Below are 22,317 nucleotides of genomic sequence, written 5' to 3'. Positions count from 1 at the left end.
ATTTCCTATATAAAAAATATGATATACTAATCTTATTATTTTGCAAATATGTATACAGTTTGAAATATTACTAATCATATAGCATATTAGAGGTACCTACTAGCTGTTTAAATTATTAAAAATATTTTAATAATTTAGTCTCTGCCTTATTACCATGATAATAAAAATTTAGTAATAACTTTTTTGAAAGACTCTTCTAGTAGAATAATTAACAACATCTAATAATTTATCTATTAACAAATCATCACAATTCCTTAATACAATATATTCTTTGATTGTGAAGATAACATATTTTAAGCATTCTATTCTAAAGAAGTAAATGCACCACTACCATTGACAATATAGCATAATTGCTATACCTTTTGATCTATTCTAATTGATACGATCGCCGACATGCCTGGAACTAAATTGGTAGCTGGATATTCAAAATCTATTAAAACAGGTACACGCTGTATGATTTTAGTAAAATTACCAGTAGCATTATCAGGCGGAATCAAGCTAAATTTAGAGCCTGTAGCAGGAGCAATATTACGAATTTTACCGTAAATTACTTTTCTTGGCAAAGCATCAAATTCAATTTTTACTTTCATACCTGGCTTAAATTTCTTAATTTGTGTTTCCTTAAAATTAGCTTGAATATACATAGTATTATCTTGAACTACAGAGAACAATGTTCTTCCAGGTAATATATAATTTCCAACTTCTAAACTACTATTACTGAGTATGCCAGATACCATAGTAGTGAGTTTAGTACTTTGTAAGCTTCTTAATATAATCTTTTTATTCTCCATTAGTTCTTTAAGCTTTTCTTTTCCTGCAGATTTCTCTAGCTCTAAAAGAGCTAGATTTTGTTTAGATATATTGAGATCTAATTGTGCTTGTTTATAAGCTGTTTTTGCTTTTTGATAAGCATTTTTAGCATTATCTAATATTTTAGAACTAGCAAATTTTGCCTTATTTAATTGTTGTACCCTAGTAAAATCTGTTGAAATAATATCAAAGCTTGTTTTAGTAAGTTCTAGTTTTTCAGTTGCTTGCTCTAAGCTAATTTGTCCTATTAAGATTTTTTGATCTATAATTTCTATATTTTTTGTACAGCCATTAATAGATGCTTCGAGTGCTGCAAGCTTTGCCTTATAATCTCTATCATCGATCTCACCTATTAGATCACCTTTATTAACTCTAGTATTATTAGTAACAAGCAATTTAGTTAAAATACCGCTAACCTCAGCACTAACATTTGAAATATCTGCATCTATATATGCATTATCCGTGGATTGCGTATTTACCCAAACATATATCCTATATCCCCAATAAATAAACATTATTGTAACTACAATAATTATATATTTAGCAAATGGATGATGTTTATATTTCTCAATAGTTTGTTGTAATACACTTAGCATGACTAATTGGCATTAAGTTTGCGTTTAAGAAAATAACAACACGGTATAGAAATAACATATATAATCGTAATTAATGGCAGCGAATACCATGGATATATGATAAGATTTATAATAACAATCGCGAATAAAATCATTGCTAATGATAAATATTCAGGTTTAATACTTAAATTTTTTGTTGAGATTGTAGGAAGTCTACTAGCAAGTAGAAAAGCTATAATAGCCAAGTATATGTTAATTGTTAGAGTATGAGCACGAATATTTATATTTAATAGAGTACTAATCTCAAAATCTATCATTACTGGAGTTAAAGCAACTAAAGCCCCACAAGGAGCAGGCACACCAGTAAAAAAATACTCTGGTTTTTTATCTTGCTTTTGCTGACAAATACCAACGTTAAAGCGAGCAAGACGGAGTGCCATGCATACTATAAATAATAGCATTACTGCTGATGAAAATACCTTATACTCATACTGTTGGAAAGACCATAAATATATCAAATACGCAGGAGCTATACCAAAATTAGCAAAATCACATAATGAATCAAGCTCTGCACCAAATGGGCTAGTTGCATTTAGCATCCTTGCTATCCTACCGTCAATACCATCAATAATTGCCGCTACTATAATGCAGTATACGGCAAGCTCCCATCTGCTATCTAAAGCAAATTTTATGGAGCTCATACCAGTTACGAGACCAAGCAACGTAATAAAGTTGGGAATTAATTTTATTACTGGTACAGGCTTAGTTATTATAGATTTATGAATTTTTAACAATCTTAATACTCATAATATATATTTAATAGAACATTGTCCTTATGACTCCCATGTTATTCTTACAGAAGCAATAATCCTAAATCAATAATCTTAATTTAGAAATTATAAATTTTATATAACCACTACTAAATTTATGCTTTCGCAGAAATAACACAAAAGCTATACAATACAAGCTTGTAGGCCATAGTACCATTACCATCTGCACAATATGATGTGAGAATGGCATACAACTACTTCCTTGCAAACTTAAATTCTGCCACTTTTTTACGTCCAAAATCGGCAATGATAGTTTCGCCACCTATAGCAGTCTGTCCTTTACTCACTAATAAAGCTGTTTTCAACGGTAGATAAATATCTACCCTACTGCCAAAACGAATTATACCATACCGCTCACCTGCTTTAACTTCATTACCTTCTTCTAAATCACAAACTATACGCCTTGCTATTAATCCAGCTATTTGAACAAAAACAATTTTTTTTCCTTGATTAGTTTCCATTAACACCGATTGACGCTCATTATAAATACTAGCTTTATCAAGTGAAGCATTAAAAAACTTTCCAGGATTATAGTGGAGTGCTAAAATTTTTCCGTTTGCAGGAATTCTATTAACATGCACATTAAAAATATTTAGAAAAATACTAACTCTAATCATTTCTGTATCACTAAGCCCTAACTCTGACGGCGGAAATGCTTCCTTAATTTCCTGGATTACTCCATCTGCAGGACTTATTACTAAATCATTATCTATAGGAACATATCGATCTGGATTACGAAAAAAATAAATACACCAGGCAGTAACAATAAACCCAATACAGCCAAGTTTTTCGTTAAATGATGCTAATAAAAAACTTACTAAAGTAAAACTAGCAATAAATATATACCCTTCACGGTGAATAATTTTAAATAAATCGTTATATTGTTTCATTTTAATCTCTATAATTCCTCATTATATTTTAAAGTATTATATCTATGCTTACTGTGATTTATTATCTTGCTTCTCATCCTCTTCCTGAGGCATAGCTTGAGCTTCTTGAGCAGAACCAAGAGCATATACACATAAATCCGCAAGTTGAACACCATTTTTTTTTGCAAGGCTACTTAGCTCTCCTATTGCTTTCATAACTTCATCAGGAATAGTACCGCCTCTTTCATCAGCTAACCATTTTGCTTGAAATTGCAATGGATGGTGCCCTTCCTGAGGTGTACCTATATAAAACTTAAACTTAGCTCTTTGCCCTCCAAAATCACAATCAAATTCGAACTCTTTATAATATGTCATAGCCTTATAAATAATAATTATATTAATAATATTATATTCTAACAATAAAAAGCAAATCTAAAATAATTTCTTGTTTAATATTTTTTAAGTTGCTTAGCAATATAGCGATTTGAACATATAAATTTATCTCTAGAATCTATAATTATACCTCCTGCCTCCTGAATAAGAAGTTCAAATGCATAATATAATGTAAAATTTAATAATGATAAACATATTAAATCTGCTTTACCTGAAGCTACAAGCGTAACTGCATAACAAGGCGAGCCAAAAGATCTAATATTATTTACCTCGTGAAAATTATTATGATTTAAATCTTCAATAATTGCTAAATAGTGTTTTAAATTAGAATTATCAGAAACTCTAAGTCTTAATCCTTGATGATTATAGTTTAAATTATTTTTTTCTACCCAAGCTCCCTTACCTTTTTCAGCATAATAAATTTCATTAAGAGCAGGAAAGTATATTACTGTAGAAGTAGACGTTAAAACTCCTTGATTTCTCTTTAAATAAGTCACGGATATCGCAAAAAAAGGTATGGTTCTTGCAAAATTATTTGGACTATCTATAGGATTAACTAAAAAAATACTTTCGTAATTATTATTTAAATCAAATTGATCTTCAGGGAAAAATAAATATTCTCTATGTTTCTGCAATTCATCGAGCAATAAGGTTCTTAATTTTATATAAGATTTTCTACAAAACTCTTCATTTCTGATAGGATTTTTTTGTATCATTTCAAGTTCTAAAAAATCTCTATGTAAAAATCTAACAGATTTACGTAGTGAAGTAATTAACAAGTTAGTTATAGGCTGCATTTGATTTTGATGTTAATAATTAACTTATCTTGCTCTTTCGACATATGTAGAATCATCTGTTTTAACAACAATTTTTTCTCCGACTACTAAATACTGTGGTACCATAACTTTAATACCATTTGTTAGAATTGCTGGCTTATAAGAAGCAGTGGCAGTTGCTCCTTTTATTACCGGATCTGTTTCATTAATTTCAAGTATAACAGTTGTAGGAAGCTCAATATTTAAAGGAGTTTCATTGTAAAATTCTACTTTAACTAACATATTATCAGTTAAAAAAGGTAGCTTTTCTCCTAAAATTTCTTTATCAATAGTTATCTGATCATAATTCTTAGTATCCATTAACACCAAATTATTATCCTCAAAATATAGAAATTGATAATCTTTTTGTTCAAGTTCTGCCTTTTCTAGGTTATCTGAAGAACTAAATCTTTCATTGCGTTTTATACCGGTTTTTAAATTTTTCATCTCTACTTGTACATAAGCGCCACCTTTCCCTGGCTGTGTATGCTCCGGTGTTTTATTTACAACCCATAAATCATTATTATAAAACAATATATTACCTGTTCTAATTGAATTTGCTAAAATTTTCATATATTATACGTCTTAAACTTTAAATAAAGCACAAGTATACAAATTATTTCCTTTAAAAACAAGAATTTAATCTTATGACCACAATATTAGTAGTAGATGATATAGAAACAAATGTTAAGTTATTAACAGCAAAACTTTCAAAAGAATATTATACAGTTTTTACTGCAAGTAACGGCAAAGAAGCATTAGCAATTCTTAAAAATGAAAAAATTGATACTATACTACTTGATGTTATGATGCCGGAAATGGATGGGTTTGAAGTATGTAAAACAATTAAAACTGATCCTAAGACTATGCATATACCAGTTGTAATGGTAACTGCACTTTCTGATATTGATGACCGAGTCAAAGGACTTGAAGCAGGAGCTGATGAATTTTTAACAAAGCCAATTAACGATACTGCCCTTTTTGTAAGGCTTAAATCACTATCTAGAATGAAAAGCTTAATTGATGAATTAAAGCTTCGTAATAGCACTAATGCATTACTAGGCGGAACAAATATTGAAATGCATGACACTTTTGAAGATAAAAAAATATTACTAATTAATGATGATGTAGTACAAGCTAAAAACATAAAGCAAATGTTGCTTAAGATCACCTCAAGCGTAAAGGTGATTAATAGTTCTGAAGAATTAGATATTATAAATAAATATCCACCAGATCTAGTAATTGTCAGTAGTACACTCGAAAATGAAGATCCTTTAAGAATTAGTGTTATCCTAAGAGGTAAAGCAGAAATAAGCGGTGTAGTACTAATTTTACAAATTGATGAAGATGGAATGCCTCTTATTGTAAAAGGTATCGAGCTTGGTATTAACGATTATTTTGTTTATCCTATAGAAGAAAGCGAATTACTTGCTAGAATTAGAACACAATTAAGACGTAAGCAATATCAAGATAATTTACGCAATGATCTTGAGCAAAGTGTTAACTTAGCAGCTAAAGATGGCTTAACTGGTTTATTTAATCGTCGCTATTTCGATATACATATCAAACAAATGATTTCAAAAGCTAATAAAGAAGGTATTAAATTATACTTACTTATGTGTGATATCGATAATTTTAAACATGTAAATGATACTTACGGTCATCAAGCAGGCGATAAAATTTTAACAGCTGTAGCTCGTATTTTGAAAAACTCCTTTAGAGTAACAGATTTAATAGCAAGATTTGGTGGTGAAGAGTTTACTATACTCTTAACCGATATAGATATTTCTAAAGCAATTGAAACTGCAGAGAGAATTAGAATTAAAATAGAATGTATGGATTTTCACATTGAAGATCAAATCCAACCTTTAAAAAAAACTATTTCAATTGGAGTTACAGAATATAAAAAAGAAGAATCAATAGAGTCTTTCATTGAACGTGCTGACAAAGCTATGTATGAGGCTAAAACAACCGGTAAAAATAAAGTTGTAAAACAATGTTGATTTTAAAAGTAAAAACATAATGCAGGATTTTTCTAAAAAACATCTTGATTTACCATATAGACCAGGTGTTGGTATGATGATATTAAATGCTGATAATAAGATATTTGTCGGTAAAAGAATAGATACAAAAATATCTGCATGGCAAATGCCACAAGGAGGAATAGTCCCAGGCGAAACTCCAAGTATTGCAGCAATGCGTGAAATGCTAGAAGAAATAGGAAGCGATAAGGGATATATTATTGCTGAAAGCAAATGCTGGTACAGTTATGATGTACCAAGCTTTTTAATACCTAAATTGTGGGATGGTAATTTCCGTGGGCAAAAACAACGCTGGTTCCTAATTAGATTTACTGGAAATAACGAAGATATTAATATAAATACATCTAATCCGGAGTTTGATCAATGGCGATGGGCATCATTGGATGAGCTCTTATCTATTATAATTCCTTTCAAACGGAAACTCTATCAAGCTGTAGTAAAAGAATTTAAATTATTAATTCAGTAACTTGTTATAGATTCTAATTTTTTATTATTCTTTTGATATAAACCTAATTTATTTATAATCTTTTTTCTTACCTCTTATTTATTAGAGCGTTTGCTGCCAATTTTTTAATTAAACAAGTATATTTTCTATTTTTACGTTCTGTTAAGAATATTAAATATTAATTTTATGAGTTTATATCTCTACACTGTGTGGCCCCTCAAGTATAGTAAAACCAAGATGATAAGCTTCTTGCTTGCGATACCAGCTATCCTATTTGCTTGCAAACTTCTATAGCTCTTTAAAAATAGAAAATTTATATTTTTATAAAGATGTCCTAATGCAGTTAGTAATCTCTTTTTTCCAAGTAGATATATTCCTATTTACTGATATACATTTTTTTTGCTTAATGAGCATATTCTTGCTATAATCAACCTTAAATACTTTTTTCGGCTCATCATTTTTAACTATTCTTCATTTATTATTTGAGATATACAAATAAATTCTAGATGGCTTGAAGCAAATTACTTGGAAAGAATAATAGACGGTAGCGAGGGAGGGACTTGAACCCACGACATACGGATTATGATTCCGTCGCTCTAACCAACTGAGCTACCCCGCCCAAAGAAATTAATCTAAATACACTCATGCATATGAGAATTATAATTATACAATAGCTTAAAACCATGCAATGCCACAAATACTAATATTATTATGTAACTTTTAAGGAGTATTCTATGTCACCCCACAAAAGTAGAGTGCTGTTGTATAACTTGTAAAACCTTGATATTACCTGTAATTCAATTATGGAACCTACTCACACTACAACATTTTATGCAAAAATTATTACATCACAAACATTTCATCTTTGCAACTACCAGATTAGAATAAATTACTAAGTTTCATCTTAACGTTTAGAAAATTGTGTCTTCTTACGTGCTTTACGTTGTCCATATTTCTTACGTTCTACTACTCTAGAATCACGCGTTAAAAGACCACCTTTACGCAAAATAGTACGAAAATCTGGGGTAGATTTATTAAGTGCTTTAGAAATTCCATGTAAGACAGCACCTTTTTGCCCTGAAATTCCTCCACCTTTAACAGTACAAACTACATCATACTGATCAATAGTTTTTGTTAAAACAAAAGGTTGTAAAATGGTTTTAACATAAGTTTCAGAAGGAAAATATTGTTCTACATTCTTTTTATTAACAACTATTTTTCCTTTTCCTGCTTTAAGCCATACTCGGGCTATAGCATTTTTTCTCTTACCAGTAGCATAAAACTTACCTAAAGTATTGATTTTTGCTTTAGCAGTTTTAACTACCAGTCCTTCAGAATTTAACACTTCTTTAGTTAATGATTTTCCTAACTTTTCTGTTTTAATTTTTAACTTTGTCATAAATAACTACCTTTTATTTTTGGGATTTTGACTTACAAAATCATAAACTACAGGTTGTTGTGCTGCATGTGGATGTTCACTTCGTGCATAAACATATAAATTACTAATTTGCTTAGCACCTAAAGTATTTCTTGTAATCATTCTTTTTACAGCCATTTTAATAACTCTCTCAGGATGCTTACCTCTTAATATTTTACCTGCAGTAGTATCTTTAATACCACCAGGAAATCCTGTGTGTTTGTAATATATCTTTCCGTCTTTAGGATTAGCTTTCCTACCTGTTAATTTTATATGCTCTGCATTTATTATAATTACATTATCACCACAATCTAAATTAGGAGTAAAGCTAGGCTTATGCTTACCGCGTAGCATACTAGCAACCCTGCTAGCTAACCTTCCAAGTACAACATTTTTTGCATCTATAACCCACCATTTTTTTTTAATTTCTGATGGCCTTGCCGAGTAAGTTTTCACAATATTATCTTTTTAATTAGAATTTAAAATTAAAGACTTAAGAAGTATACTTAATAGCATTAGTACCTGCTACCTGTCAAGTTAAATATAATCATTACACAATTTATTTAACTGATTTATTTCCAAATATTATTTTTCTATCCGTAGAAAAATATAGATAATTATTTATGTTTAAGCCATAATAACGAATATTATTAATAATTTTGACAATATGCGGCACCATACTTAGATCATTGCTATTATTAGCTATATCAAAACTATATAAAACACCATTTACAGAAATAACATTTAAACTTCGATTACCATTATTATCTTCTCCAATAAAAGGTGTTAGGAAAGTAGTAGCCTTAAATTTTTTGGGATCTTTACTATTATTTAAATCAGCTACAAATTTTACTTGCCCTGTTTCAAGATTAAATGCTGCAATTTGCCTTGCGTTATTTGTCACGAATAGACTATTACCTATTAAGGACATTGATTGAATATCCTCAGCATTTACTTGCCAAATAATACTACCAGTTGATGCATTGAGCTTAATAAGCTTACCAAGACCAGTCGCTATATATAAATTCATATTATCATAAACAGGTGCACATAAAATACTTGATTCGTCAAAATTGGGTATAGCTATGTGATCACTAAGATTTGCAAACTCAAAACTCCATTTCACCTCACCGTTTTTTATATTTAAGGCAAGTACTTGTCCAGAATTATAAGCTACTATTACATTATCATGATGTACTATCGGCGTCATAAAATAACTAGATGATAAAACCTCTGCAAGACCTTCATGCTCCCACACAGTTTTTAAAGTTTCTGCACTTAAAGCAATTGTTTGATTACTAATAGTTTGTACTAAGACAGTACTATTATTTAGTATAACAGGCTTAATTCTAATAATATCAGGAAGCTTTTTTCTAATTATTTCATAACCTGATTTTGCATCTAGCACTACTAATAATCTTGAACCATATGTTACGTATAACTTTCCGTTATAATATAAAACTCCGCCACCTATATAATTATCTTTTTCGTATCTACTTAAATTATAAGACCAAATAATCTTATTTTTCTCTATGGAAAAGGCTGAAATATTTGATCTAATATCTAATGTATAAATTATATTATCTACAAAAACCGGTTCAGTAATTATTTTATTTTTAGTAAAGCTATATTGTTTATTTTTGAGCATATTTGGATTAAATGCATATATATTTGCACTAGAATCTAAATACATCGGCTCATTAGTTTGTATTGATAATTTAGAAGTCAATTCAACAATACTTTTGATCCTTTTAGGTCCAAGCTCACTACATGAAATTAAAACGAATGGTAATAACAGAATTGCTATTTTTTTTGTCATATTTGTCCTTTGCACTTACCCTAAATTTATATTATAAATTAGATTTATTTAAATTTACAAGCAATGCTTTAGCTTGATCTTTTAATAAATCTGATACATGATTTGAAATTAATAAATTTCTTAGATTTTTCTCTGCTTGGGCATGCATATTATTCTTAATATCCCAAATACCTTTTATAATAGTTGCCGTAGCCCAAAAAGGTTTTGTCTGCTCACCAAAATAGTTTAAATATTTTGTTAATCTTTCTCTATCTTGAACATCTAGGTCTTGATCATCAATGACAATGGCACACCATGAAATACGGGCATAAGAAGTAGCAATTTCAGAATATTCTTTATTTTCAATAATTTTGCTGAGCAAATTTTTAGCCTCTGAATATTTTTTTTCTGAAATTTTTATAGCTACTTGCTCTAATGCAGCAATTTCCTTTATTCTAGTATCACTAGTGTTAACTAAATTCTCTAAAGTATTAAAAGGTAATGCTTTATTACCTTTGGTTGTTTCTAAACTAATAGCTTTAACAAAAATATCTCCATTTTTTTGATTATTTTTAATTTCTTTATCTTTATTATTATTAATAACAACCATTATAGTAATAGCTATTATAGAAATAATTATTACTATAGGTAAAAGCTTTTTAAAAAAAATTAACCTTTTCTCTTCATTTTGATCATTCAGTACTTCATCTAAAATATCAGTCATGCTTATTATTTTTATTTATTTTTACAGCCAAACTTAATTTTGGCATCCTCAGCCATTTTCTTAGATGCAGCTGTGCTATTATTAGGAAACTCTTTATCAAACTTAGCAAGCATATTACATGCTTCTTGAGTTTTTTTTAATTCACCTAGCGAAAGTGTTAACTTTAATAACCCATCAGAAGATTTTGCTCCTTTTGGCGATTTTTTATAACCTTTTAAATAGTTAATTGCTGCCTGATTATAATTTTTTTGCTTAAAAAAGCATTCACCATACCAAAAATAAGCATTACTAATTAGTGCACTATTAGGATATTTTTGGATGAAATTCTTAAATTTATCTTTTGCTTCAGTAAGATTATTATCTTTATAAGTAGCAAGAGCTAAATCATAAGCTTGTTTATCCGGAGCCATGTCCTTATTAATCGTGGTAGTTTTTTGCGGAACAGTATCAAACATATCTTTTAATAAAGCTATATCAAAAATGTCTTGGCTTTCCGAAATATTATCTTCTGAAACTTTAGTATATTCTTCTTGCTGCAGAATGTTTGAGTTTTGCGTTAACATATCAATTTTATGCTGTAAAACTTCAATCTTACCTATTAATCTTCTGATTTCCTGCTCCTGCTCATCTAGCCTACTTTCAAAATCATCATTTGCTACATATTGTAAATGCTTCTCTTTTATAAAATCACTTTCCCCTAATATTAGTAAAGGAAGTAAAAAAACAGTAAAAAATATAATAATTAATCTCATATATTTTTTATTAGTATAATATGTGCTTTATAATACAGAAAAATTTTTAATATTCCATATATTTTTTAACATGAGTTTTTAATTATTTTATAATTAGCAACTTGAATAAAGATTGGCGTTTTTATTTTTTATATTTCAATACTACCATCATATGCAAAAGTTATTGTTACGGTCGTACCTTCATTTATTTTGCTTTGCAAATCAAATTTACCGTTCATAAGTTCAACCAACTTTTTAGTCAGTGGTAAACCAAGCCCTGTACCCTCATATTTCCGACTAAGCTCACTATCAATTTGACCAAATGTTGATAAAGTTTTAGGGATATCTTTTTCCTCAATACCGATACCTGTATCTATAACTTTTATATATACTAATTTTGCTAATTCATCTTTTTCAATAGTAATTGTAACACTTCCTCCAGAATTTGTAAATTTTACAGCATTTGATAAAAGATTTAAAAATACTTGTTTTAGTCTTTTTGGATCAGCTTTTATAACAATATGCTTTTTCGGTAATTTATTAATTAAAGTTACTCCGGCTTGATCAGCACGAGTTTTAATAAGTATAAGCGAAGAACTAATTAATTTATTTAAGTCAAGATCTATACTATCTACTTTTAATTTATCAGCAAAAGCTTTAGAAAGATCTAAAATATCATTAATCATGCTAAGTAAATGTTTACCGGCATCATTTATATCTTTAATATAATTTTTGCTTTTTTCTGCATCTTTTTCTGACATAAGGATCTCTGAAAAACCTATTATAGCATTAAGAGGCGTACGTAACTCATGACTAATATTGGTAAAAAACTTTGTATTTGAAGAGCTAGTTTTTTCTATCTTTACTATCTCAGCTTTTAAATTTCTATTTGTTGCAAGCTGTTCTTCAATAATTTGTCTAGCATAATTAGTATTGCTAATAATTATAGTACAAAATATTATAAAAATAATAATAAAAGTTATAAAAACTTTTTGTTCAAGGGATATTATGTTTTGCCACTGGTTAGTGATATTAGTATTAATTTCAAATACTGCATCTACAGGAAAATCTAAATTATTATCTATAATAGGTATATAGCTAGTGATAAAAGAAGCTTTTTCCTCTGTTAAATCACTTTCATTTTCTATTATTACTTTTGGTAATAATAGATGACTTGTAATACCTTCAAACGCATCTAGGAGTGGTGTTTTCGAAGTAAAGGACTTTAAGAAAAATTTATCGATTTTTGTAGTAATTATCTCAAACAAACTATCATCTTTATAGTTTTCTACACTATACATATTTGACATATTACTAGTGATGAATTTATTACCTTTAAGGTCGTATAGAGAAATATTAATATTGAGATTAGTAAACCATTGAGCAGTAATCTTTACAAAATCAATAAACTCTTGGTCTTGTAATAACTTTAAATAACCGAATTTATGTAATTTACTGATTACATTCTGATGAGCATTCCAAATATTACTAGTGTAAAGATCTACAATTTTAGTATTTTCTAAAGCTACCTGTTTTACTATCATTTCTTTTATCATAAAATAACGATAAAACATCATATTGATTATAATATTAAGAAATAATATTATAAATGATAATCTTACAATATATTTATTATGGTTCATTATCACCTAACTACTAGTAGTTATGTTTTTTGTGGATTGTAGCAAAGATTAAAGCTAACGATTTTACTTTTGTATTATTTTATATCATGCCTGCAGAAGTGTGAATCCAATAAAATTATGCCCAAAATACGCTTTGCCCTAACTTCCTGTAGAAGCAGAAATAACATTAAAGATATATAACAATATTTATTTTACTTAAGATACATAACCACCAATTCTTTTATCTTATTTTTTATCTTTCTGCTTAACATCATTCTTTATTTCTAATCTTTTGATTAATAATTAACCCTGTAATTACATCATAAGCACGAGCAAATTGATAATCTTTTTTGTATAATTCAGATAATTCTTTATCTTCATATTTATTATTTTTAGGTTCTGTTTCTTTTTTACTATCTTTATTTTTAATTAAGCTATCTTTTTCATTATCGTTCTTTAAATAATTTTTTAAAGAACTCTCAGAAAAGCGCTTATCTATTTTTTTTATCTCAGGATATTCAACTTTTGCTGGCTCAATTATAATATCCGGTTCAATTCCTTCTGCTTGAATAGAACGACCGCTAGGAGTATAATACTTAGATATAGTTAGTTTTACGGCAGCTCTAGAATTAATTTGTGTTAAAGCCTGCACTGAACCTTTACCAAAAGACTTAGTTCCAACTATTATTGCTCTTTTATGATCCTGCAGAGCCCCAGCAACTATTTCTGATGCAGAAGCAGAATTACCATTTATTAAAACTATCATAGGTACTTTGGGAGCTTTTAATGAAAACTCATTTGCTCTAGTTTCACTATTACTTGATGCAGTTCTACCTTTTGTTGTTACAATTACACCGGAATCAATAAAATAATCGCTAACAGCAATAGCCTGGTCGAGTATACCTCCAGCATTATTGCGTAAATCAAGAATTACACCTTTTATATCATCCTTACTTTCATCTTTTAGCTTCTTTACTGCTGCTTTTAACTCAGAAATTGTTGATTCATTAAAAGTAGTTATACGTATATATGCAATATTATTTTTTTCTAAATGCGCCTTTATTGGTTTTATTTTTACTATTTCACGAGTAAGCTCTATCTCTTGTGGTCTTGATTCCTCTTGCTTGATTACCAATAATTTAACTTTAGTACCAGGTACACCACGCATCTCCTTTATAGCTTTATTAGGACCAATTGTTGAAACCAATGAATCATTGACACCTACTATGTAATCTCCTCCTTTAAGACCAGCTTTGAAAGCAGGTAAATCATCAATAGGTGATATTATCTTAATTACTCCGCTATCATACATTATCTCAACACCAATCCCGCCAAACTCACCTTTTGTAAAGGTAAAAATATCTTCTAAATCTTCATCAGTATAATAACTTGAGTGTGGATCTAGCGAATTTAACATACCATTAATTGCTTCATCCACCATTTTTTGTTTATTTGGAACTTGTACGTAATCCTTTTCGATGCGTTCAAATACTTCTTGAAATTGCTTATAAGCCTCTTCGTTTGATATCTTATTTCTAGGTTCCTTTATTCTTTCTTTAGCATCAGCAAATACAAAAACAGAATTTATACTAAGAAATAGTGCTATGATTAAATGCAAATACATAATACTCCAAATATGTTCTAATCTTATGTTCTTAAATATCTAGATCATTGATAATTTTATCTATTTTAACTAAAGCTTGTTCATAAATAAATTGAAATCTTTTTTCCGGTTTCTTACCCATTAAATCATATACTATTTTATCAACATTTTGAAAATCCTCTAAAGTAACCTTTAAAAGTGCTCTTTTCTCCGGATGCATAGTAGTTTCCTTTAATTGTGCCGGCATCATTTCACCAAGCCCTTTAAATCTACCTACTTCAATTTTAGCTTTGTTAACTTTTGTTAATTTATCTATTAATTTTGCTTTCTCATCTTCATCAGCTGCATAATAAGTTTTATTAGATTGTGTTAAGCGATAAAGCGGAGGCTTAGCTAAGTATAAATGTCCATCTTTTATTAATTCCGGCATTCGTAAGAAAAAGAAAGTCATTAATAATGAAGCTATATGGGCACCGTCAACATCTGCATCAGTCATAATAATTATTTTTTCATAACGCAAATTTTCCCTTTTATAATTTTTTAAACTACCGCAAGCAAGAGCTATTTCTAAATCTTGTATTGCTTGATTATTAATAATTTTTTCAAGAGTTGAACTCGCAACATTTAATAATTTTCCCCATAATGGTAACACTGCTTGTGTTTCCCTATTACGTGCTTGTTTTGCAGATCCTCCTGCCGAATCTCCTTCTACAATAAATAGTTCTGTTCCTAAAGAAGAAGTTCTTGTACAATCAGCAAGCTTACCAGGTAAACGTAATTTTTGAGTAGCATTCTTACGAGAAATATTTTTTTCATTCCTCTTATTTATTCTAAACTCAGCAATACTAATTACATGTTCGAGCAACTTATTAGCTAAAGCCTTATCACTACTAAGCCAATGGTCAAAATGGTCTTTTATTATATTTTCCACAGGTTTGCTTACTCCATGTGATACTAATTTTTCCTTAGTCTGCCCTTGAAAAGACGGTTCAGCTATAAAAATAGAAAGGACTACACTTGCTGTTTCTAAAATATCCTCAATAGTTAAATTAGCAGCTTTCTTATTCCCTACCATTTCACCATATGTCTTAAGCCCTCGTAATATTGCAGCTTTAAGACCTTGTTCATGCGTTCCTCCTAATGGCGTTGGAACAGTATTACAATAAGATTGAATAAATGCTGAACTATCATTAATTTGCCAACAAATTGCCCATTCAAGTTTTACTCCATCTTGTTTTCCTTCCATATTACCAGAAAAAATTTCTGGCATAATTAAATTATCTAACGTTATTTTTGAACTTAAATAATCCTTTAAACCATTTGGAAAATTGATTAACGCTTTTTTAGGTACATCTGATGATACCTCAAATTCACACTCCCATTCTATAGTAACACCACGATATAAATAAGCCTTTGATCTTGCTAGCTCATAAATTTTCTTAGGATTAAAGTATAATTTTTCACCAAAAATTTCTGGATCAGGAATAAAATTTATTGATGTACCTCTTAGTTTCTTAGGAGCTTCTGTATACATTAAATTAGTTAACTTTTTTCCTTTAGAGTAACTTTGCCTATATAATCTACCTTGTTTATAAACTTTAACTTCCAGATGCTTTGCTAAAGCATTAACTACTGATATTCCAACACCATGCAATCCACCAGCAGTATGATAAATATTATTTGAGAACTTACCACCAGAATGAAGCGTAGTTAAGACTACTTCTAATGCAGATTTATTAGGAAATTTAGGGTGATTATCAACAGGTATACCACGACCATTATCTGATATAGTAATACTATGATCTGCGTACATTTTTATTGTAATAATACTTGCAAAACCAGCGACCGCTTCATCCATAGCATTATCAAGCACTTCTGACACTAAATGATGCATGGCATGTGAATCGGTACCGCCAATATACATGCCTGGTCTTTTACGGACAGGCTCAAGTCCCTCTAATACTTCAATATCTTTTGCACTATAGTTACTATCAACTAGTTTATTTTTCCTTTCTTTGTTCAAGCTAAATAAATCACTCATTTAAATAAAGAATTTCTGTTAAATTTACCAAAAAGAAATAAGCTTATGGCGTTTCCCTAAGTTAAAACATTTAGCATAGAAAAGCAATTATGCTTTAAAGAAATTAGTAGAACTAATTATAGCCTTTAGCTTTAATTAACATACAAGCTATATTGTTATTTCCTCTTGCTATAGCAATATCTAAAGGATATTTACATTCATCATTTAAAGAAGAAATTTTAATACCACGTATCACTAAAAATTTTGCCAAATAATAATTATTATTATAGGTAGCAGCAGTTAGTAACGTTTCACCAGTTCTGCTTTTTTCTTGTAATATAGGATAATTATCAAGTAATGCACGCAAAGCAAAAAGGTTATTCTTATCAACTGCTCTAAAAATATTATCTACCGCACTACAATAAGATAGATTAGCATAAATATCTTTCTTTTTATTTAAATCATTATTATATTTAATAAAACTCTCTACAACTTTTCTTCTTTCAGCATTTGCTATCCACTCTTCTTTCTTCTGAAATAATTGTATGTATGCATGTATATCCATCTGTTCTAAAGTTGCTTGTTCTGTTAGTTTACCGAGAACTATATCATCATCAGGCAAAAACAACATTTGCGTTTCATTCTTAACAAATTTTGCTGCCAATTCTGATATTTTATTATTTACGTTATTACCTTGTTTTTGAACTGTAACACTAGAAGTACTTACAGTCTGTAGGTTCATATGACTATCTATATGTTGGTTTTGATTCGCTTGAACTACAACAACAGGCGTAAGAGGAGTATACCAATCCTGTTTTTTAGGTATATTTGAACTCGAAACAAATGCCTCTTTTAAATTACTAATTTCTACTGAAGAATTAATTGCTGACTCTACAACAGGCAGGGTACTCACTGGCACATCTACCTTATTCAGCATGACCGTAGTTGTAGTAGCCTTAGGTTGAGCAGCTGGTTGATTAGTTAGTGTTATAGGCTGTGCTGCTACTACAGATACATTATTTGGCACTACAGATGGAGAAGAAACTGGTATATTAGGTATATATGGTGCTGGCCGTGCAAGTTTTACACCTTCTTCATCTTTATCAGCATCAGAAGGAGAATTAAGAAGAATAGGCTTACGTGTATGAGGTAAATTAGGTGGTTTATTATACACCAGTTGCGATGGTGACACTACATTATTTTCTGGACGATCCAAAGATATAGAGGCCATTGGCTTTAGTACTTTAGGAGTTATCACAGGAGCAATATTATTAGAAGCTAAATTTGTATCATAATGTATATTAGGAACAATTTCATCAGCATGTACATTATTGCTTGTAGCACTAGGTAATGTTGTACTACCAATATCTATAAATGGCTCTATTTTATCGTTTTCATTAGGTTCTTGTAAAGCTAATTTAGATTCTTCTTTGTCAGATAGTTTAGTTTGTTTATCTTTTGATTGAGATAGCGCATTTTTCTTTTTTGATTTATAAAAAAATTGCTTAAATTTATCAAAAATAAAAGAATTAGAGCCAACATCCTTGTCTTCAGTGTTTACCTCAGCAATAGGTAATGGCGGTGGCACAGCATAACTTTGCACTATCACTAACAACATACTTATAAAAAATAATATCTTACATAATCTATTTAACATAAATCCCTTATTAAATAATTTATCTTGTAGCAAAATAACCACACTATAATGTTCTTACTGCATACCTTACAAAACCTCAAAGATTGGTTATTCTCGATAAAGTAAAAATCCAGAGTAAATAACCTTATTTGGTAATCAAAAATTACAAATTTTATAAAATAAAAATATAAAAACTTGTGTTTTATATAATTCTTACTGGATTTTTTCTTTTGCAGGAATGATACAAGAACCGTATTACAACTTCTTACTATTCTGCACTAATTTTTTTATTTCATATTCTACGAGCTCTTTAACAAGTAAAGGTAGGTTTTTATCTAACCATTTTTTAAGTTCTGGTTTTAATATATCAATAACTAATTCTTCTAGTGTATTTCTAGATGAACTATTATTATCTAGATTCTTATCCTTAATAGTATTAGTAAAACTTTTAAAAATATCACTTATTGCCTCAGCAGATTTAGTCGATATTAATTTTTCTTCTTCATCCTGCGCTTCTGCCTGCTTTTCTTCATCTTGGTTTACTATCTCTGTTAGTTCGAGTATATCTTCATCTTCATTCTCATGACTAAATTTTCTACGTTCGTCAATTACTCCTTTGACCGACTTTAATATATCTTCTATTGACATATCTTGATTCTTTTCCTTACTCATTAGAAACCTATAAACATTTTCTTTTTAAGATTTTTAAATTCTTCTTCAGGACTAAAATATTTTACTTTAAGTTTTAAACTTTGGGCTGTTAACTCACCAGTTAATAATTTCATTTGATATGCCGCAAGCACTGAAGCCTTATAAGCATCCACACAAGCTATTTTTGCTTCATATAATTTTTCTTCTGCACTTAAAACATCGAGTATAGTTTTAGAACCGAGGATTTCTTCTTGCATTATACCGTTATACGATATTTGAGCAGCATCCACTCCTTGATTAGCTGCAATAATACGTGATTTTGCTGCTTCAAACCCTTCCCATATACTTATAACACTTGCTTGCGTCTGCTTTATTGCATGATCAAACTGTATTGCACTACTTCTTGTTTGGTTCTTAGCTGTTCTAATTCTTGAATATTGTGCTCCTCCCTCAGAATAAATAGGAATACTTACTGAAAGAGTAGTAGTAATGCTTTTATTATTTATATTTTGAATTATTTCATCTTGTGGATTGTAGTGAGTTCTACCTGATTGCAAACTTACACTTACTTGCGGCAATAATTTTCCTCTTTCCACCATTTCTAGTGCTTTTGCTAAAGTTACATTATGCCTTGCTGAATCAATTTCAGGACTTAATTTAGCAGCCCTTCTTCTTAATTCATCTAATGAAGCAGGTAAACTACTAGGTAAAGCAGGCATGGCTATATCTATTGGCTCTATACCAAACACTCTAATAAAATTTGCTTTTTTTGCTTGAAAATTAGCATAAGCACTTAGCTTATTTGTTTCCGATGCTGCAAGGCCTGCTTTTGCAGTTGCTATATCTATTTCGGTTGCCTCTCCAAGCCTTAATTTCTCTTTAACAGTATTAACCTGCTGTACGTTAGTGCGAACCCTACTTTCTGAAATATCATATTTCTCTTTACTCTCAAAATAATCAAGATATGCAGTTATTAAATTTAATAATATTCTTTGTTCCTGAGCATAATATTCACCACGTGCTACTCTAAATCCTGCTTGAGCAGATTTAAGTGCTGCAACACTAGAACCACCACTAAATAATGATTGCTGAATTGTTAATGACCCTTGATCACTATCTGTCTCTCTCGGAGTAAGACCAAGCCTATTAGCATATTTTTTATTATATTTATTTTTAGTATTATTTTTACTAACGTGCACTCCTACACTAGGCATAAATCCTGAAAAAGCTTGTGGAAATTGCTCAATCGAGTTCAAGAACTTAGTTCTAATAGATTTCAGCTCATCATTATTCTTGTACCCTGCAGTTAAAGCTCCTTGCAAATCAACAGCAATAGCTGAACAAGTCAGTAATAATGTGATGATAAATGTAGTTAATTTACGCATAAATTGTTAAATTTATTGATAATATATTAGTGAGATTCATTTAACCTTTAAAGAATATAGCTATTTCTCAATAAAATAATACAAAACTATTGTAGCAATGCTAGCACATAATATAACAAAAATTAATCTCAAGGGCAATGATAACTATTTTTCATTTTGTTGCATAGGCTTTAAGCTTTAAAATTAAATATTAACATAAAATTGCAAGATTTTTTAGTATGTCTATAATTAATTTTTCTCATTTTAAAAATTTAAATAAAGAACAAAAAGCTGAATTATACAGGCTTCTAATAAAGCTAAACGGTTTTACAAAATCTTTAAAAAAAAATCTAATAGATTTAGACAGTAGTTTATTTAATATTTTTAAAAATTCTTTAAGTGAATTATCTAAAACTGAAAACCTAAATATAGAAAAAGCAGAGATATTTTTCAATAAAACAATAAAAAAATCTGTAAATACCTTATCGGAAACACTTGAGAAAGTGTATCAAGAACAATTAAAAACAAAAGATATCTTTTTATTTGATAGTGCTATTATAGAGAAATCGATACATGTTTTAGAACAAATTTTAAAGTTTCAACAAGAGCTAGATAAACTATACATAGGAGCTTCTAAAAAAATTATAAAGTCACTAGAAAATATATTGGCTGGATTGATAGCAACTCAAATGCCAGTTCTTGGGACTTTTATACAAATGAATGGCATATTAGAAAAAGTAAATAACCTTATAGGTCATGAGAAATTATTACTAAAAGTAACAAAATTGTATAATGATATAAAAAAAATTAGACAAGAAATTAATTCTAATGAAACACTTAAGGATATCTATCAAAGAACCAAAAAAATTGCTGAAATTTCAGAAATATCAAAAGAAGCACCTCTTAAAGTTATCGAAGTAGAAAAAAAACATAGTAATATAGATTCTTTAGAAAAAGTTTTAAAAGCTGCTGCTGCAATACCAAAAAGTAAAGAAGAAGTAGAAGAAAAAATATCGAAACTAAAAAGCAATATTGAAAGTGCAATTCCAAAAGATATAAATATTGACAAATTAGATTCTGTAAAGAATACTATTTCTAGTAATCTAAGTAAAACTAAAACAGAATTGTTAAAAGTGCTAAACCCAGAAGCTTCTTTTGCTGAAAAGATAAGCTCTCTATGTAAAGCAGCAAAAAAAGCTAAGGAAATTATAAGTGATGTAACGAAAGTAGTAAGCATAATACCTGGAGGTCAAAAGTTAGTAAATGCATTATACTTAGCAGTAAAAGCTAATCTAAATCTTATTTTACCTCCACCTATTGTGGCACTTACTAAGCTAGCTCCCGAAGTAGCTAATTTATTAAAGATAGGTAAAGCGGTAGTTACTTTACTTACTACAACACAAAACTTAAATCAAAAACAAGAAAGAGCAAAATAATGTCTAATTCTAATACTCATATTTTAATTGCCATAGGCTGTTTAGCATTATTATTAATATTTTTAATACGTAGGAAATTAGCAACGCGAAGAAAAAATATCTTACCTACCGAAAGAACTGATCTTGGTGATTCACAAAATTTTGCTGTTAACAATAAAAAACAAGATAATAAAAAACTGACATTGCAAGAAAAAATAGAATTATCTTGGAAATTCCTTTATGATATCACAGACATTATTATCAATAAGTTCTCTAAAGAAGATGTTATTCTAGTAAATAAATGTGGCCAGGTCCTACTTGATAATGGAGTTAGGTATGAACATGTAGTTGACCTTGCAATCCATCAAGTTAAGTCTCATACTCAATCAGTTGAACAAGAGCAATCTAAAGGTAAAAAAGCTTTAGGAGTATAAAATACTAACCATTGTAGTAATTTATTAAAGTAATCGTTAACAGCATTTTTAGTAGAATAACCTAATACTCTCATATTATCTTTAAAAAGATGATCACAACTATATTCTAGCATTTTCTTCTAA

At 29.3% G+C, this 22,317-nt stretch carries 20 protein-coding genes, 1 tRNA gene and 1 pseudogene; 4 read left to right on the top strand and 18 right to left on the bottom strand.

Features of this window, described 5'->3' with window-relative positions:
• Nucleotides 1–353 precede the first annotated feature (353 nt).
• The 6 genes from AC27F4_RS02590 to efp form a co-directional block, all read right to left on the bottom strand.
• Nucleotides 354–1,406 (bottom strand): HlyD family secretion protein, encoded by a 1,053-nt coding sequence (locus AC27F4_RS02590; protein WP_487061804.1) that lies wholly within the window; start codon nt 1,404–1,406, stop codon nt 354–356.
• A 2-nt stretch (nt 1,407–1,408) separates the two neighbouring features.
• On the bottom strand, nt 1,409–2,179 hold the full coding sequence (gene pssA / locus AC27F4_RS02585; protein WP_487061802.1) for a CDP-diacylglycerol--serine O-phosphatidyltransferase: 771 nt from the start codon (nt 2,177–2,179) through the stop codon (nt 1,409–1,411).
• A 230-nt stretch (nt 2,180–2,409) separates the two neighbouring features.
• Complete coding sequence (locus AC27F4_RS02580; protein WP_487061800.1) at nt 2,410–3,105, bottom strand: phosphatidylserine decarboxylase; 696 nt, start codon at nt 3,103–3,105, stop codon at nt 2,410–2,412.
• 48 nt (nt 3,106–3,153) lie between these two features.
• Nucleotides 3,154–3,459 (bottom strand): DUF2610 domain-containing protein, encoded by a 306-nt coding sequence (locus AC27F4_RS02575; protein ID WP_487061798.1) that lies wholly within the window; start codon nt 3,457–3,459, stop codon nt 3,154–3,156.
• A 74-nt stretch (nt 3,460–3,533) separates the two neighbouring features.
• Nucleotides 3,534–4,274 (bottom strand): inositol monophosphatase family protein, encoded by a 741-nt coding sequence (locus AC27F4_RS02570; protein ID WP_487061796.1) that lies wholly within the window; start codon nt 4,272–4,274, stop codon nt 3,534–3,536.
• Nucleotides 4,275–4,298: 24 nt separating this feature from the next.
• Nucleotides 4,299–4,865, bottom strand: a complete 567-nt coding sequence (gene efp, locus AC27F4_RS02565; RefSeq protein ID WP_487061794.1) for an elongation factor P — start codon at nt 4,863–4,865, stop codon at nt 4,299–4,301.
• A 74-nt stretch (nt 4,866–4,939) separates the two neighbouring features.
• On the opposite strand from efp, the gene AC27F4_RS02560 reads away from it, so the two are divergent.
• Together AC27F4_RS02560 and AC27F4_RS02555 are read left to right on the top strand one after the other, a co-directional pair.
• The gene (locus AC27F4_RS02560; RefSeq protein WP_487061792.1) at nt 4,940–6,295 is read left to right on the top strand and encodes a PleD family two-component system response regulator; all 1,356 of its coding nucleotides are present in this window, start codon (nt 4,940–4,942) and stop codon (nt 6,293–6,295) included.
• A gap of 19 nt (nt 6,296–6,314) precedes the next feature.
• The gene (locus AC27F4_RS02555; protein ID WP_487061790.1) at nt 6,315–6,800 is read left to right on the top strand and encodes an RNA pyrophosphohydrolase; all 486 of its coding nucleotides are present in this window, start codon (nt 6,315–6,317) and stop codon (nt 6,798–6,800) included.
• A gap of 524 nt (nt 6,801–7,324) precedes the next feature.
• Here AC27F4_RS02555 and AC27F4_RS02550 read toward each other — a convergent pair.
• From AC27F4_RS02550 to AC27F4_RS02495, 12 genes and pseudogenes are all read right to left on the bottom strand, one after another.
• Nucleotides 7,325–7,398, bottom strand: a tRNA-Met gene (locus tag AC27F4_RS02550).
• A 285-nt stretch (nt 7,399–7,683) separates the two neighbouring features.
• Nucleotides 7,684–8,178: a 30S ribosomal protein S9 gene (gene rpsI / locus AC27F4_RS02545; RefSeq protein ID WP_487061788.1), complete on the bottom strand. Its 495-nt coding sequence runs from the start codon at nt 8,176–8,178 to the stop codon at nt 7,684–7,686.
• 6 nt (nt 8,179–8,184) lie between these two features.
• A complete protein-coding gene (gene rplM, locus AC27F4_RS02540; protein ID WP_487061786.1) occupies nt 8,185–8,652 on the bottom strand; it encodes a 50S ribosomal protein L13 in 468 nt (155 codons plus the stop codon).
• Between the two features lie 103 nt (nt 8,653–8,755).
• On the bottom strand, nt 8,756–10,015 hold the full coding sequence (locus tag AC27F4_RS02535; RefSeq protein ID WP_487061784.1) for an outer membrane protein assembly factor BamB family protein: 1,260 nt from the start codon (nt 10,013–10,015) through the stop codon (nt 8,756–8,758).
• Between the two features lie 31 nt (nt 10,016–10,046).
• Nucleotides 10,047–10,718 (bottom strand): DUF2659 family protein, encoded by a 672-nt coding sequence (locus tag AC27F4_RS02530; RefSeq protein WP_487061782.1) that lies wholly within the window; start codon nt 10,716–10,718, stop codon nt 10,047–10,049.
• Nucleotides 10,719–10,729: 11 nt separating this feature from the next.
• Entirely contained in the window at nt 10,730–11,470 is a 741-nt protein-coding gene (gene ybgF / locus AC27F4_RS02525) for a tol-pal system protein YbgF (protein WP_487061780.1), read from the bottom strand.
• Between the two features lie 128 nt (nt 11,471–11,598).
• Entirely contained in the window at nt 11,599–13,092 is a 1,494-nt protein-coding gene (locus AC27F4_RS02520; protein ID WP_487061778.1) for a sensor histidine kinase, read from the bottom strand.
• 225 nt (nt 13,093–13,317) lie between these two features.
• Nucleotides 13,318–14,695: pseudogene (locus AC27F4_RS02515) on the bottom strand (S41 family peptidase).
• 31 nt (nt 14,696–14,726) lie between these two features.
• Nucleotides 14,727–16,715, bottom strand: coding sequence for a DNA topoisomerase IV subunit B (gene parE, locus AC27F4_RS02510; protein WP_487061776.1), 1,989 nt, complete (start codon nt 16,713–16,715; stop codon nt 14,727–14,729).
• A gap of 112 nt (nt 16,716–16,827) precedes the next feature.
• Nucleotides 16,828–18,351, bottom strand: a complete 1,524-nt coding sequence (locus AC27F4_RS02505) for an ankyrin repeat domain-containing protein (RefSeq protein ID WP_487061774.1) — start codon at nt 18,349–18,351, stop codon at nt 16,828–16,830.
• A gap of 234 nt (nt 18,352–18,585) precedes the next feature.
• A complete protein-coding gene (locus AC27F4_RS02500) occupies nt 18,586–19,002 on the bottom strand; it encodes a DUF2497 domain-containing protein (protein WP_487061772.1) in 417 nt (138 codons plus the stop codon).
• Nucleotides 19,002–20,366: a TolC family protein gene (locus AC27F4_RS02495; protein WP_487061770.1), complete on the bottom strand. Its 1,365-nt coding sequence runs from the start codon at nt 20,364–20,366 to the stop codon at nt 19,002–19,004. The genes AC27F4_RS02500 and AC27F4_RS02495 overlap by 1 nt, the downstream gene beginning before the upstream one ends.
• 218 nt (nt 20,367–20,584) lie before the next feature.
• Here AC27F4_RS02495 and AC27F4_RS02490 point away from each other — a divergent pair, with 218 nt between their 5' ends.
• Entirely contained in the window at nt 20,585–21,781 is a 1,197-nt protein-coding gene (locus tag AC27F4_RS02490; RefSeq protein WP_487061768.1) for a hypothetical protein, read from the top strand.
• Nucleotides 21,781–22,194, top strand: coding sequence for a DUF2660 domain-containing protein (locus AC27F4_RS02485; RefSeq protein WP_487061766.1), 414 nt, complete (start codon nt 21,781–21,783; stop codon nt 22,192–22,194). The genes AC27F4_RS02490 and AC27F4_RS02485 overlap by 1 nt, the downstream gene beginning before the upstream one ends.
• Nucleotides 22,195–22,317 lie beyond the last annotated feature (123 nt).

It is taken from the genome of Candidatus Rickettsia mendelii (genome assembly GCF_057543435.1).
The sequence above is the reverse complement of the archived record's forward strand: the minus strand, read 5'-3'. Positions and strand labels throughout refer to the sequence as shown.